This is a genomic window from Neoaquamicrobium sediminum (genome assembly GCF_040970315.1).
GTDB classification, from domain to species: Bacteria; Pseudomonadota; Alphaproteobacteria; order Rhizobiales; family Rhizobiaceae; genus Aerobium; species Aerobium sediminum.
This window is the reverse complement of the sequence record NZ_JAZHFV010000002.1, coordinates 859375-873121: the sequence shown is the minus strand read 5'-3', so window position 1 is coordinate 873121 and position 13747 is coordinate 859375. Positions and strand designations below refer to the sequence as shown.

At 63.8% G+C, this 13747-nt stretch carries 13 protein-coding genes; 1 reads left to right on the top strand and 12 read right to left on the bottom strand.

The genetic code is table 11. From position 1 onward, the window contains the following. Positions 1–7 precede the first annotated feature (7 nt). From V1479_RS09555 to V1479_RS09535, 5 genes are all read right to left on the bottom strand, one after another. Positions 8–820: a CDP-alcohol phosphatidyltransferase family protein gene (locus V1479_RS09555; protein ID WP_368802685.1), complete on the bottom strand. Its 813-nt coding sequence runs from the start codon at positions 818–820 to the stop codon at positions 8–10. A 7-nt stretch (positions 821–827) separates the two neighbouring features. Continuing rightward, on the bottom strand, positions 828–1526 hold the full coding sequence (locus V1479_RS09550; protein ID WP_173190444.1) for a phosphatidylserine decarboxylase: 699 nt from the start codon (positions 1524–1526) through the stop codon (positions 828–830). Between the two features lie 135 nt (positions 1527–1661). Further along, positions 1662–3545, bottom strand: a complete 1884-nt coding sequence (locus V1479_RS09545) for an ABCB family ABC transporter ATP-binding protein/permease (RefSeq protein ID WP_368802684.1) — start codon at positions 3543–3545, stop codon at positions 1662–1664. Positions 3546–3569: 24 nt separating this feature from the next. Then, complete coding sequence (locus tag V1479_RS09540) at positions 3570–3920, bottom strand: ArsR/SmtB family transcription factor (protein ID WP_173190441.1); 351 nt, start codon at positions 3918–3920, stop codon at positions 3570–3572. A 70-nt stretch (positions 3921–3990) separates the two neighbouring features. Beyond that, positions 3991–5772, bottom strand: a complete 1782-nt coding sequence (locus V1479_RS09535; protein WP_368802683.1) for a LysM peptidoglycan-binding domain-containing protein — start codon at positions 5770–5772, stop codon at positions 3991–3993. Between the two features lie 114 nt (positions 5773–5886). Here V1479_RS09535 and V1479_RS09530 point away from each other — a divergent pair, with 114 nt between their 5' ends. Beyond that, positions 5887–6498 carry an LOG family protein gene (locus V1479_RS09530; RefSeq protein ID WP_173190439.1) on the top strand — a complete coding sequence of 204 codons (612 nt, stop codon included), beginning with the start codon at positions 5887–5889 and terminating at the stop codon, positions 6496–6498. Here V1479_RS09530 and rarD read toward each other — a convergent pair. The 7 genes from rarD to cysS all read right to left on the bottom strand — a co-directional run bounded on the left by rarD (position 6495) and on the right by cysS (position 13578). After that, positions 6495–7433 (bottom strand): EamA family transporter RarD, encoded by a 939-nt coding sequence (rarD, locus tag V1479_RS09525; protein ID WP_368802682.1) that lies wholly within the window; start codon positions 7431–7433, stop codon positions 6495–6497. The genes V1479_RS09530 and rarD overlap by 4 nt on opposite strands. A 104-nt stretch (positions 7434–7537) precedes the next feature. After that, a complete protein-coding gene (cimA, locus tag V1479_RS09520) occupies positions 7538–9151 on the bottom strand; it encodes a citramalate synthase (protein ID WP_368802681.1) in 1614 nt (537 codons plus the stop codon). 223 nt (positions 9152–9374) lie between these two features. Next, positions 9375–10328, bottom strand: coding sequence for a prolyl aminopeptidase (gene pip, locus V1479_RS09515; RefSeq protein ID WP_368802680.1), 954 nt, complete (start codon positions 10326–10328; stop codon positions 9375–9377). Then, the gene (locus V1479_RS09510; RefSeq protein WP_368802679.1) at positions 10325–10801 is read right to left on the bottom strand and encodes a GFA family protein; all 477 of its coding nucleotides are present in this window, start codon (positions 10799–10801) and stop codon (positions 10325–10327) included. The genes pip and V1479_RS09510 overlap by 4 nt, the downstream gene beginning before the upstream one ends. Beyond that, positions 10798–11289, bottom strand: a complete 492-nt coding sequence (locus V1479_RS09505) for a GFA family protein (protein WP_173190430.1) — start codon at positions 11287–11289, stop codon at positions 10798–10800. Before V1479_RS09505 ends, V1479_RS09510 begins: the two co-directional genes overlap by 4 nt. Further along, on the bottom strand, positions 11286–11726 hold the full coding sequence (locus V1479_RS09500; RefSeq protein ID WP_368802678.1) for an endonuclease domain-containing protein: 441 nt from the start codon (positions 11724–11726) through the stop codon (positions 11286–11288). The genes V1479_RS09505 and V1479_RS09500 overlap by 4 nt, the downstream gene beginning before the upstream one ends. Before the next feature lie 259 nt (positions 11727–11985). Further along, complete coding sequence (gene cysS / locus V1479_RS09495; RefSeq protein ID WP_173190426.1) at positions 11986–13578, bottom strand: cysteine--tRNA ligase; 1593 nt, start codon at positions 13576–13578, stop codon at positions 11986–11988. Positions 13579–13747: the final 169 nt, after the last annotated feature.

The window sequence follows — 13747 nt, the reverse complement described above, 5'->3', positions numbered from 1 at the left end:
AGGGCCGCTACTCGCCCTCATCGGAAGCAGCCACTTCTTCTTTGGCCACGCGGCGGGCATAGGCGCGCCAACTGAACGGCAGGAAGGCCAGATAAGCGAGCGCCGTGGCCGCCATCGTGTGCCAGGTGTAGCTGAACAGCAGCGCCACATACAAAACCATGCCCAGCATCATCGGCATGACGGCGTCGCGACGGATGCGGGTTCCGCTTGTCTTGCCCGAGTAGACCGGCAGTCTGCTTACCATCAGCAATGCAACCACAACCGCGAAGGCGCTTGCACCGAAGGCGGTGGACACGACCAGCGGCATGCCGAGGAAGCCCATATAAACAGGCAACAGAACAAGCAGCGCACCGGCCGGCGCAGGCACGCCGACAAAATAGTCGCCCTGCCATGCGGGGCGGTTGGGATCTTCCAGCATGACGTTGAACCGTGCCAGTCTGAGACAGCACGCAATGGCGAACAGCAGCGCGGCGATCCAGCCGAACGCACCGGCACGGTCGAGCAGATAGACGTAGAGCACCAGCGCCGGCGCGACGCCGAAATTGACGATGTCGGCGAGCGAATCCATCTGCGCGCCGAATTTCGAGGTCGCCTTGAGCATGCGCGCAATACGCCCGTCCACCGCGTCTAGCAGCGCGGCGATCAGCACCATGGCAACCGCGAGCTCATACCGCTGCTCGAAAGCAAGCCGCACCCCCGACAGGCCGGCGCAGACGGCCATCACCGTGATCAGGTTCGGCAGCACCAGCCGCAGCGGTATCTCGCGCAGGCGCTGGCCGCGGCGGGCGCCATGAGGCTCGAAGGGAGGAAACGGCGCCATCGGTCGCTCAGGAAACGCGCACGAGCGGTGAAGCCGCGTGGGCGCCGAACTCGGCAATGATGGTCTCGCCTGCAACCGCCGTCTGGCCGACGGCAACCTTCGCGACCGCGCCGGCAGGCAGGTAGACGTCGACCCGCGAGCCGAAACGAATGAGACCGATGCGCTCGCCGATGGCGATGTCGTTGCCGCTGTCGACCCAGCAGACGATGCGGCGCGCGACGAGCCCGGCAATCTGCACCGCGGCGATGCGGCCGTTTGGACTGTCGATCACGATGCCGTTGCGCTCGTTCTCCGCGCTCGCCTTGTCGAGTTCCGCGTTCAGGAACTTGCCCGGACGATGCTCGACGGCAGTGATGCGGCCACGGGCCGGCGCTCTGTTCACGTGGCAGGAAAAGACGTTCATGAATACGGAGATGCGGGTCATCTCGCCGCCATCAAGGCCGAGCTCCCGCGGCGGGATCGCCGGCCCTACGGCGGACACGATGCCATCCGCCGGACTGACCACAAGACGGTCATCGACCGGCGTCACGCGCTCCGGATCGCGGAAGAAGTAGGCACACCAGGCGGTCAGGATCGCGCCAATCCAGAAGAGGCTGGTGGAAAAGAAGCCCAGAACAACCGCAACCGCGCCAAAACCGGCGATGAAGGGATAGCCTTCACGGTTGATCGGCACGAACGCGTTTTTGATGCTGTCGACGAGGCTCATCGCGGCCAAGGCTCCCGGTGGTGAGGCGTCTGATTACAGAAATCCGCCCTCCGCCGCAATGCACAGCGTCTCCATCCTCACAAGGCAAGCGGTACAAAGTGGCTACAGAGCCGCATGTATGGAGGCCCGGGGCAGCTAGACCTCGGATATGCGGCGGCGGACGACGACACCCATCTCGTCGGTCTCGCGGGCACGGCGCAGCTTCTCCTCGGCCTCGGTCGCCTCGCGCTGGCGGTCCCACATCGAAGCATATAGGCCTTTCGCGACCAGCAACTCGGCGTGGCGACCGCGTTCGGCGATGCGGCCATCCTGCAGCACGATGATCTCGTCGGCCGAAATGACCGTCGAAAGCCGATGTGCGATGACAAGCGTGGTGCGCCCGCGACTGACAAGGTCCAGCGCGGCCTGGATTTCCTGCTCGGTCTGCGTGTCCAGCGCCGAGGTCGCCTCGTCCAGCATCAGCACAGGCGGTGCCTTCAGGATGGTGCGGGCAATCGCGACGCGCTGCTTTTCGCCACCGGAGAGCTTTAGCCCGCGCTCGCCGACCATGGTCCTGTAGCCATCCGGCAGCGCAGCGATGAATGTACCGATCTGCGCGAGGTCGGCTGCCTGCGCCACCTCATCCTCGCTGGCCGAGGGCCGTCCGTAGCGGACATTGTAGGCGATCGTGTCGTTGAACAGCACCGTATCCTGTGGGACCATGCCGATCGCGGCACGAAGGCTCTCCTGCGTCACGTCGCGGATGTCCTGCCCGTCAATGCGGATCGAGCCTTGCTGGACATCGTAGAAGCGGAAGAGAAGCCTCGAGATGGTCGACTTGCCGGCACCCGACGGCCCGACGATGGCGACGGTCTTGCCGGCCGGAACCTCGAAGGAGATACCCTTGAGGATCGGCCGGTTGGCGTCGTAGGAAAAATGCACGTCGTCGAAAGTAACCTTGCCGTCACTGACGGCCAGCGCCGAAGCGCCGTCGCGGTCGGTCACCTCTTCCTTGACGTCAAGAAGGTCGAACATCTGCTCGATGTCGGTCATTGCCTGCCTGATCTCGCGATAGATGAAGCCGATGAAGTTGAGCGGGATCGAAAGCTGCATCAGCATCGCGTTAACGAAGACGAAGTCGCCGATGGTGTGCGTGCCCCGCGACACTTCCCACGCCGACATCGCCATCACAGCCGCCATGCCGACGCCGAAGATGACGCCCTGGCCGAAATTCAGCCAGCCGAGCGATGTCCATGTGCGGGTCGCGGCGTCCTCGTATCGCGCCATCGAGCGGTCGAAGCGCTCGGCCTCCATCTTCTCATTGTTGAAATACTTCACCGTCTCGTAGTTGAGCAGCGAATCGATTGCCTTGGTGTTGGCTTCCGTATCGCTGTCGTTCATTTCGCGACGAATTGCGATGCGCCAGTCGCTCGCGCGCACGGTGAACCAGGTGTAGAGCCAGACGGTCGCGGCGATAATCGCGACATAGATCCAGCCATAGGTTACCCAGAATATGATCGCGGTCAGCGCGAATTCCAGCACCGTAGGCGCGGTGTTGAGGATCGTGAAGCGCACGATGGTCTCGATGCCCTTCACGCCGCGCTCGATGATGCGCGAGAGGCCGCCCGTGCGCCGCTCCAGATGGAACCGCAGCGACAGCTTGTGCATGTGCACGAAGGTCCGGTAGCCAAGCTGGCGCACGGCGTGCTGCCCCACACGCGCGAACAGCGCATCGCGCAGCTGATTGAAACCGAGCTGGACAATGCGCACGACGTTGTATGCGAGCACCAGCATGACGGGCGCCACGAGAACGGCCGGAATGTAGTCGGCCGGCTGGAGCTCGCCCACGAGCGCATCGGTTGCCCATTTGAAGAAATAGGGCACGAGCACGAGGATCAGCTTGGCAAGCACCAGGAACAGGGTCGCCCAAGCGACGCGAACCTTCAGGTCGGCGCGGTCGGCGGGCCACATATAGGGCCACAGATTGGCCAGTGTTCGCAGGGTCGAGCCGGATTCGGCTGAAACGGTCTTGTCTGCCAAGGTAAAAGGTCCTGAAAAATTCTGTTAGCGCGCCGGACCGGAATGCGGCCCGGCGCAGCAGGAAAGAAGAAGTCCGCTGACGGCACCTGAAAGTGCAGCCAGCGCTTCGCGATCAACTTCGTAACGGGAGCGCGGACGCTCAGGCGTCAAACGCACCAGCCCTGCATCGACCAGCACCTTCAGATGCTGCGACACGGTCGACTGCGCGAGATCCAGCCTTTGAACGACGTCCTTGCAGCAGCAGGCCTCCGACCCCGCAAGATGCAACAGGATTTCGATCCGCGCCGGATGCGACAGCGCAGCGAGCTTGGCTGCCACGGCAACGCGGTCGCCGCAGGGAGGGGCTGAATCAGGTGAGGCAAGATCGATATTCATCGTAGATCGGCGATTTACGATGAATACCCGCCGCGATCAAGCGGTCGACGAAAATTACGGCGATAAAGGCTTACTGATCGGCGGTCGGTGTTTCCGTACCGGGTGCGACAGCCTGGTCGCCGATGGCCTCCATGTCGGCCGTGTCGCCTTCGGGCGTTTCCTGCGGAACGGCGAAGACCTGTCCCGGCCAGATCATGTCAGGATCGCGGATCTGCTCCTGATTGGCGAGATAGATGGTCGAGTAGCGAACGCCGCGACCATAGACGCGCCGGGAAATGCGCCACAGGGAATCGCCCCGCCGGATGATGACGGAGCCATCCGCCTTCTGAAGCGCCGGCGCCGTGGCTCCCGCATTCGTATCGGCGCCGCCGGCAGTGGAAGCTTCGCCGCTATCAGCTGCCGCAACCGTTTCGTTCGCAGGCTGGGCGTTGTCGGCCGTCGTCAGGGCATTGTTGGCTGCCGCCTGCTCGCTCGACGCCGAGGATGGCGCCTGCTGTGAGGCGGGCTCCTGCCCGGCTGGCTGTGTCTCAGGCTCTTGCTTGCCCGCGGGTGCTTCCGCAACCGCCACTTCGTCCTGTGTGCCGTCCTGCTGCGTTGCCGGAGCGGTTGCTGACGGCGCCACGGCAGCAATCGCCTCACCCGGCTCGCGTTCGAACGGAACAGCGGCCCGCGCGAGCACCGCCCCGCTCGCGTCGAGCACATCGGCGCGGATCAGGTAGTTGCCGACCGGCAATTCACGATTTGCCTCGACCAGGAAACGCCCCGCCTCCGACGTGCGGGCATCGCCAAGAAGAATGTCATTGGCGTAAACCCGGATGATGCTGCCCGGATTTGCCGACCCCGCGACGAAGACCGTGCCGCCCTCGATCTCGACGGCTTCCACCACGACCTGAGGAGCTGTTGCCAGAGCGGGTTCGGTCGACGGTTCCGGCTTTTGCTGTGCTTCAGGGGCCGAAGCCACTTGCTCCTCCGCATCGGCCGGTGCTTCCGCTGCGGTCGGTTCGGTCACGTCGCCCTGCGTTTTCGGATCGGCAGCAGGCGTGCTCGCGTCTGCCGCGACCTGTTCGTCCTGTTGCCCGGCAGGTATGTCCGCTGCGGACGCGGCTGCTTCATCGGGTGCCGGAGCATCTTCGTCGCTTGCGGCAACTTGCGGCGCTTCGGACTGCGCATTGTCGTCGGGCTGCGAAGCGTCAGCGCCGGCCGCCACGTCATCCGCCGCATCTTCGGGTGCCTGCGCAACCACGTCGCCGGCGGGCTGCTGAGAGGCGGCTTCATCGCCTGCCTCCGGCACCGTCACCAGCTCGGCGGGTGCGCCGGGCTTATCGACAAGCGCCAGCACCTGCCCGTCGGGCGTTTCAGGCACAGAAACGACGGCCGTTTCCTGCGACTGGGAAACGACGTCTCCGGCCATCGAGCGAAGGGAAAGCTGATAGTCGCCGGGTGAAAGCGGCTCGTCGAGCACGATGACGAAGTCGCCGCTGGCGCCCGCCTCAGCAGTGCCGATCACGGTGTCGCCGTTCAGAATTTCGACGGTGGATTCTCCGGCCGCATTGCCGGCCACGACAACCGAGCCATCGGGCTCGACGCGAAGGAGGCTGAAAGTCGGGGCGACGAGACGGTCGCCCTTGTCCGTCGATGTCGCCTCATCGGGAAGCGGCACTACATCGTCGCCATCGACAGCCGGCGGCTGTTCCTGATCTTGCTCCTGCTGGGTTGTCGTCTCCGGAAGCGCTGCGATCGAAACCGGCTCGCGACCGAGCCATGGGTCGAGCATTCCCGTCACATAGGCGGTTCCCGCAGCGGCTGTCACCCCGCCGACCACGAACAGAAGCGCCTTGAGCCAAACAACCATGATTCCGTTCCTTTGACGGCTTTCCAACAGCGTCTAGCGTGTTTTATGAACAGCTACAACAAAAAGCCCCATGCGGCTTGACCGCTCCCAGAGATGCATACACCAATTCCGGCCATGAACCTGATTCGATCCATCTGCGTTTATTGCGGCTCGTCTACGGGCCGTTCCGAAATCTACATGGAGACCGGATACGCGCTCGGCCGCTCCATCGCGGATGCCGGCCTGAGCCTGGTTTATGGCGGCGGCACCAAGGGCATCATGGGCGCAGTCGCCAAAGGCACGATCGAGGGCGGCGGCAAGGTGACCGGCATCATCCCGCGTTTTCTGATGAACAAGGAAGCGACCGAAGCCGCGCTCGGCAAGCTCGACGACCTGATCGTCACCGAGGACATGCACACCCGCAAGCACAAGATGTTCGAGAAGTCGGACGCCTTCGTGGCGCTGCCGGGCGGCATCGGAACGCTTGAAGAGATCGTCGAGATCATGACCTGGGCGCAACTCGGGCGCCACCGCAAGCCGATCGTCTTCGCCAACATCGGCGGCTTCTGGGATCCGATGCTCACCCTCCTCGACCACATGCGCAACGAGGGCTTCGTGCATACCGGCCACCTGGTGCAGCCGATCGTCGTCGATGATGCGAAAGCGATCGTGCCGGCCGTGCTGTCGGAAGCCGCCGCTACCGGCATTCCCGCCGAGGGCGACCCGAAGCTGATCGACCGGCTTTAGGGTCTGGCTGCCTTCGCCTGCCTGGCGCCGAAGAACATCGACCAGGTGTAGAGCGCAAGCGCGGTCCAGATCAGCGCGAATGCCACGATACGCGCCGTGCCGAACGGCTCCCCGAACACGAAGACGGCAATGATCGCGATCATCGTCGGCGCAATGTACTGCATGATGCCGATGGTCGAGATGCGCAGCAGCTTGGCGCCGAACGCATAGAGGATCAGCGGGATCGCCGTCACGGGTCCGGCGAACATCAGCAGGCCGATATTCTGCGTGCTGCCGGTGAAGTGCCCCTGCCCCGTGGCCTCGATCCAGATCACATAGGCCAGGCACGGCACCGACAGGATCAGCACTTCGAGGAAAAAGCCCTGGCTCGGGCCTATCGGCAGCGTCTTGCGCAGATAGCCATAGGCGGCAAACGACAGCGCGAGGGCCAGCGACACCCACGGCAGGCCGCCGGCATCCACCGTAAGGACGCCGACGGCTGCGATTGCCAGCGCCACGGCCACGAGCTGATAGCGGTTGAGCCGCTCGCCCAGCAGCGCGGCACCCAGCAGCACCGTCACCAGCGGATTGATGTAGTAGCCGAGCGCGGTCTCGACCGTGCGGTCGACCGCGATCGCCCAGACATAGATGCCCCAGTTGACGGTGATGATCGCGGCCGTAAGCGCCGCCATCAGCAGCGTACGTGGCTGCCGTAGGGCCGTCTTGATGTCGGCCGTGCGGCCCAGCGCAAGCAGCACGAGGCCGGCGACGGGGACCGACCAGAGGATGCGATGCGCCACCACCTCCACCGGCGGGATGTGCGCCACCATCTTCATGTAGAGCGGGAGGAAGCCCCACAGCAGATAGGCCGACAGCGCGAACACGAAACCGCGCGTCGCCTCGGACTGCGCCGGCGCTTCCGCCTGCGCGGCGGCCGGCTGTACCCTTTCCTGCATAAATCGAGCCTTCAACGTTTCAGACTGGCGTCCTAACGCGTCGGCGACCGCCAGACCAACGCATTATGCTGATCCAACGATCGATAACGGTTGATGATTGGGAGCTACTCCGCCGCCCGGGCCACGTTCTCGCGATTCTTGACCAGCTTGTAGACGATTGAGTCCATCAGGGCCTGGAAGGAAGCGTCGATGATGTTTTCGGAGACGCCGACCGTCCACCAGCGCGCGCCGGTGGAATCGTGCGATTCTATCAGTACGCGGGTTATCGCCTCTGTGCCGCCGTTGAGGATACGCACCTTGAAGTCGGTCAAGGTCAGATCGGAAATCTCGTCCTGGTATTTGCCGAGGTCCTTGCGCAGGGCGATGTCGAGCGCGTTCACGGGGCCGTCGCCCTCCGCCACCGACATCTTCTCCTCGCCGTCGACAGTCACCCTCACGATCGCTTCGGAGACGGTCTTGAGGCTGCCATTGGCGTCGTAGCGCCGCTCGACCATGCAGCGGAAGGAATCGACGTGGAAGAAGACCGGCACGCCGCCCAGCGTGCGCCGCGCCAGCAGTTCGAAGCTCGCATCCGCGCCCTCATAGGCGTAACCCTGCGCCTCGCGCTCCTTGACGAGCGCGATCAGGATATCGAGGCGCGGGTCGTCCTTGGCCACGGCTATGCCGCGCCGCTTGAGCTCGGCGATGAAGTTGGACTTGCCGCCCTGGTCGGAAACCATCACGCGGCGGGTGTTGCCCACCGACTCCGGCGCGACATGCTCGTATGTCTGCGGCTCCTTGAGCAGCGCGGAGGCGTGAATGCCGGCCTTGGTGGCGAATGCGGACCCGCCAACATAGGGCGCCTGCGAATCGGGCGCACGGTTCAGCAGCTCGTCGAAGCCGTGAGACAGGCGCGAAATGTCGGTCAGCGCGTCTGCGGAGATGCCGGTCTCGAAACGCTCCGCAAAGCGCGGTTTGAGCATAAGCGTCGGCAATATGGTCACCAGATTGGCGTTGCCGCAGCGCTCGCCGATGCCGTTGAGCGTGCCCTGTACCTGGCGCAGCCCCGCCTCCACCGCGGCAAGCGAATTGGCGACGGCCTGACCCGTGTCATCGTGCGCGTGGATGCCAAGATTGGCGCCGGGAATGCCTGCGTCGATCACCCGACCGACAATCTCGCGCACCTCCGCAGGCTGCGTGCCGCCATTGGTGTCGCACAGCACGACCCAGCGCGCGCCGGCGTCGTATGCAGTGCGCGCGCAGGCCAGCGCGTAGTCGGGATTGGCCTTGAAGCCGTCGAAGAAGTGCTCGCAATCGACCAGCGCCTCCTTGCCGGCCGCGCGGGCCGCTTCGACGGAAGCCCCGATGGATTCGAGATTGTCCTCGTTCGAGCAGCCGAGTGCGACGCGTACATGATAGTCCCAGCTCTTGGCGACATAACAGATGGCATCGGCCTTCGACTGGACGAGTGCTGCGATGCCCGGATCGTTCGAGGCCGAGACGCCTGCACGCTTGGTCATGCCGAAGGCGACGAAGGCCGACCGCCTGGTGCGCTTCTCGCTGAAGAAGGCAGTGTCCGTAGGGTTCGCGCCCGGATAGCCGCCCTCGACATAGTCGAAGCCGAACGCATCCAGCATGCCTGCGATGACGATCTTGTCCTCGACCGAGAAGTCGATACCGGGCGTCTGCTGGCCGTCGCGCAACGTGGTGTCGAAGAGGTAGATGCGCTCCTTGGTCATGCCAGCACTTTCCTCGTGCGCACTCTACGTTGCCCCCCTCTGTCCTGCCGGACATCTCCCCCACGAGGGGGGAGATCAGCTGGCCGTCCGGCTTTCGCCGATCGCCAGCGTTGAAAAAGAAGCGTTGAACGCAAAGCTGCCGATCTCCCCCCTCGTGGGGGAGATGTCCGGCAGGACAGAGGGGGGCGTGACAAAGCACCGTGCAAGCTGAAAGGACCCATCATCATTTCCCCGCGAACTTGTCGGTCGCGTAGATGAGCCGGTCGAGTATGCCGGGCTCGGAATAGGCGTGGCCGGCACCCTCGATCAGAAAGAACTCGGCGTCGGGCCATCCCTTGTGAAGCTGCCACGCATAACGGGCCGGACACGGCATGTCGTAGCGACCATGCACGATGAGGCCTGGAATGCCGCGCAGCTTGTGCGCGTCGCGCAGCAACTGGCCTTCATCCAGCCAGCCGCCATGGACGAAATAGTGGTTCTCGATGCGGGCGAAAGCGAGCGCGAAGTCGTCCTCGCCGAACTTGTCGCTCGTTTCCGGCTGAGGCAGCAGCGTGATCGTTTCGCCCTCCCACAGGCTCCAGGCCTGGGCCGCCTCGATGCGCGCAGCCTTGTCGTCACCGGTTAGCCGTCTGCGATAGGCTGCCATCAGATCGCCGCGCTCGGCTTTCGGGATTGGCGCGATGAAGCGCTCCCATTTGTCGGGGAACATTTCGGAGACGCCGAACTGATAGTACCAGTCGAGTTCCGCCTTCGTCAGCGTATAGACGCCGCGCACGACGAGCTCGCTGACGCGCTCGGGATGCGTTTGCGAATAAGCGAGCGCCAGCGTCGAGCCCCAGGAGCCGCCGAAAACCAGCCACTTCTCAGCGCCCACCATCTCGCGCAGCCGCTCGATGTCGGCAACGAGATGCCATGTGGTGTTGGCCTCGAGCCCTGCATGGGGTGTCGACTTCCCGCAGCCGCGCTGGTCGAACAAAAGCACATCGTAGAGCGCCGGGTCGAACTGTCGGCGGTGAGCCGGCGAGAAGCCGCCGCCCGGCCCGCCATGCAGGAATACGGCCGGCTTCGCCCCGCGCGTGCCGACACGTTCCCAGTAGATGGTGTGGCCGTCGCCGACGTCCATGAAGCCGGTCTCGAACGGTTCGATCTCGGGGTAAAGCGTGCGGAGGTCGCTCACAGCTGCAACCCCCGTGCGGGCCAGGCTTCGGTTTCGTGGTCTGGATGCTGGAAAGAAATGACGGCCTCCTGTCGCGAATAATAGCCAGGGTCTTCATGAACCGGCGCGTCGAAGATCTTTTCTACCCAAGGCAAGCGCGCGGCATGGTTGACCTGTATCTGCGGCGCAAGATCGGAACGATCGTCGAAGGCTCCGATGGCGATCTCGAGCCCGCCCGGATGGCGATAGGTCAGCGGCGTGCCGCAGCGCGGGCAGAAGCCACGGTCAATGTTGACCGAAGACTGGAAGTAGCCGGGCTCCTCGCGTGTCCATTCGACGCCGTCCTTCGGCACGGTCACCAGCGCGGAAAAGAACGAGCCGAACTGCTTCTGGCACATGCGGCAGTGGCAGATGGAAGGCCGGCCGAGCTCGCCGTGGATGCGGAAGCGCACCGCGCCGCACTGGCACCCGCCGGTTCTCACTGTGTCGTTCATCGTCTTTCCTCCGGCGGCCAGGTTTCGGTGTCGTGATCGGGATGCTGGTAACTGTCGAGCTCCGCAAGATACGGGGCGGATTCCATGTCGGCTTCCGTCGCCTCACCCGGCAATGAGGGGACAGCATCGACATAAGGCAGCTTCGCCTCGACGCCCCACTGGATCACCGGAGCGATCTCTTCGGGCTGGTCGAACGCCCCGATGGCGAGCGCAACGCCGTCCGGCGCCTCGAAGGTCAGCGGCGTGCCGCATTCGGCACAGAAGCCGCGCAAGACGTGGTTGGACGAACGGAACCGCTTCGGCTCGCCGCGCGTCCATTCCAGCTCCGCCTCGCGCACGGAGACCAGCGGCGCGTAGAAACTGCCAAACGCCTTCTGGCACATGCGGCAATGGCAGACGGAAGCGTCGCGGAGAGCGCCCTCGACGCGGAAGCGCACCGCGCCGCACTGGCACCCGCCCGAATAGATCGGCTTGTTGTCGAGGCTCATGGCTTCAGTTCCTGCTCGATACTGTTGGCATATGGATTCCGTTCAGTGTTGCCGGCCCATCGCGCCGCATCTTCCGTGGCCAGCCCGCTCGCAGCAACTATATGTGCGCAGACATTGTCCATGTCGCGCAGCACGTCGTCGTTCCAGAAGCGCAGAACGGTCCAGCCGTTAACGCGCAGGGTTTCGGTGCGGGCGACGTCGTACTTTAACGCTGCACCATCAGCATGCTGGCTGCCGTCGACTTCGACGATCAGCCGTTTTTCAGGGCATGCGAAATCGACAATGAAACCAGCAACAGGAAACTGCCTGCGAAAGCCGAGCCCCATCAACCTGTGGGCACGAACGGCATTCCACAGCTTCAGTTCGGCATCAGTCATCACGCGCCGCATCGCCTTGGCGCGAGAACGATTGTTGGGGGGTAAAGGGGTATGAGGCATGGTCAGCCTGCCGCACCCTGCAGATCATAGAGCACGCAACGCCGCAGGCTCAGTGCCCTACGTTGCCCCCCTCTGTCCTGCCGGACATCTCCCCCACGAGGGGGGAGATCGGCAGCTTCGCCATCGCCGCTTGTTCTGCCACGCCACCGATTGGCGAAAGCAGGCCGGTCGGCTGATCTCCCCCCTCGGGGGGGAGATGTCCGGCAGGACAGAGGGGGGCGCTGTCCCGCCAACCCCTCCGCATTCGCCGCAGGCGATCTCACCGCTTCACCTCCCAGGTCGTGACGCGTTCGCCGGTGGTTGGGTCCTTGCCGTCCTTCAACTGGATGCCCTGTCCTAGCAACTCGTCGCGGATGCGGTCGGCCTCCGACCAGTTCTTTTCGCGGATTGCTGCAACACGCTTCCCGATCGCAACGTCGATTTGGTGTCGATCAATCGACAGACGTTCTGACAAGAGAAATTGTGCAACGGTCGGTCGCTCAATCAACAGCGGAGCATTCTCATCCCAAACCGCTCCAAACTCTATATCTTCTTGACGAGCTTGGTGGTCGATCCAGCTTTGAATTTCGGGCGAAGGGACGAGCCCAAGCAGAGCAAGACTTCCGGCAAACGCTTTGGCTTCTTCTGAACTACCGGTGGCTTTCTCCAGTTCGCTTAGCCGAAACAGCACGCGCGACATATCCAAGTCATTTTCGATGGCCGATACGACGTGCTGGTCAGGTGGGCAGAGGAAGTATCCAATACTCCAATCCGCAATCCTCGAGTTCCAGCTAGATATTTTTGCCTCGGCCTCCTCCAGCTTGCGGAGCGAGAAGTCGATCGGCTCGCGGTAGTGGGTCATCAGCATGGCCAGCCGCAGCACCTCGCCGGGCCATTTGCGGCCGCCGAAGGCTTCCGTGTGCAGAAGGTCGTGGATGGTGACGAAGTTGCCTTCCGACTTCGACATCTTGCGGCCCTCGACCTGCAGGAAACCGTTGTGCATCCAGATGTTCGCCATCCGGTCGGTGCCGAACGCGCAGCAGGACTGGGCGATTTCGTTTTCGTGGTGGGGAAAGACGAGATCGATGCCGCCGCCATGGATGTCGAAGACGTTCTTCATCGGGTCGTCGCAGGAAAGCCCGCCACCGAACGGCTCCAGCAGCTTCGCCATCGACATGGCCGAGCATTCGATATGCCAGCCGGGGCGGCCTAGCCCGTCGATGCCGGCAGGGGACGGCCAGCCAGGCTCGCCCGGCTTCGACGGCTTCCAGAGGACGAAATCCATCTCGTCGCGTTTGTAGGAGGCGACGTCGACCCGTGCGCCGGCCAGCATCTCGTCGAAGGGCCGGCGCGACAGCGCGCCGTAGCGCGGGCCCTCGCCGGCATTCATGGCCGACGGCGAGAACAGCACGTGGCCTTCCGCGACATAGGCCACGCCCTGCGTCACGAGCCTGTCGATCATCGCCCTCATGCCGTCGATATGCTCGGTGGCGCGCGGCTGGCTGTCGGGCTCGAGGCAGCCGAGCGCTTTCACGTCGGCCTGGAACTGCGCGTTGGTCGCCTCGGTGACCCTGCGGATCGCGTCGTTGAGAGCGAGATCGGGATGATCGCGCGCGGCGCGGGCGTTAATCTTGTCGTCGACGTCGGTGATGTTACGGACATAGGTGACGTGGTCGGCACCGTAGACATGGCGCAGCAGGCGATAGAGCACGTCGAAGACGATCACCGGGCGCGCATTGCCGATATGGGCGTAGTCGTACACCGTCGGCCCGCACACATACATGCGCACGTTCTGCGGATCGATCGGAGCGAAATGCTCCTTCTCGCGCGTCAGCGTGTTGTAAAGCCGAAGCTGCCCGACGGATTCAGACATAAATTCTCCCTGGCCGGCTGGCCGGGGCGTTTTCTCGTATCTGTCGGAAGGACGAAAACGGCCGGACCAGCGAAGGCGCTAGCCGATAATGCAGATGCCGATAATGGCGAAAGACGTTTTCATCGCTCGCTTTATCGCGCCCCGCCCCGCCGCCGTCAAGAGAGCGTGG

Coding starts and splice junctions, on each gene's coding strand:
- V1479_RS09530 (WP_173190439.1), top strand. CDS start 5,887: ATGAACCTGATTCGATCCATCTGCGTTTATTGCGGCTCGTCTACGGGC.
- V1479_RS09500 (WP_368802678.1), bottom strand. CDS start 11,726: ATGCCTCATACCCCTTTACCCCCCAACAATCGTTCTCGCGCCAAGGCG.
- V1479_RS09555 (WP_368802685.1), bottom strand. CDS start 820: ATGGCGCCGTTTCCTCCCTTCGAGCCTCATGGCGCCCGCCGCGGCCAG.
- V1479_RS09510 (WP_368802679.1), bottom strand. CDS start 10,801: ATGAACGACACAGTGAGAACCGGCGGGTGCCAGTGCGGCGCGGTGCGC.
- rarD (WP_368802682.1), bottom strand. CDS start 7,433: ATGCAGGAAAGGGTACAGCCGGCCGCCGCGCAGGCGGAAGCGCCGGCG.
- V1479_RS09505 (WP_173190430.1), bottom strand. CDS start 11,289: ATGAGCCTCGACAACAAGCCGATCTATTCGGGCGGGTGCCAGTGCGGC.
- V1479_RS09550 (WP_173190444.1), bottom strand. CDS start 1,526: ATGAGCCTCGTCGACAGCATCAAAAACGCGTTCGTGCCGATCAACCGT.
- cimA (WP_368802681.1), bottom strand. CDS start 9,151: ATGACCAAGGAGCGCATCTACCTCTTCGACACCACGTTGCGCGACGGC.
- V1479_RS09535 (WP_368802683.1), bottom strand. CDS start 5,772: ATGGTTGTTTGGCTCAAGGCGCTTCTGTTCGTGGTCGGCGGGGTGACA.
- V1479_RS09540 (WP_173190441.1), bottom strand. CDS start 3,920: ATGAATATCGATCTTGCCTCACCTGATTCAGCCCCTCCCTGCGGCGAC.
- cysS (WP_173190426.1), bottom strand. CDS start 13,578: ATGTCTGAATCCGTCGGGCAGCTTCGGCTTTACAACACGCTGACGCGC.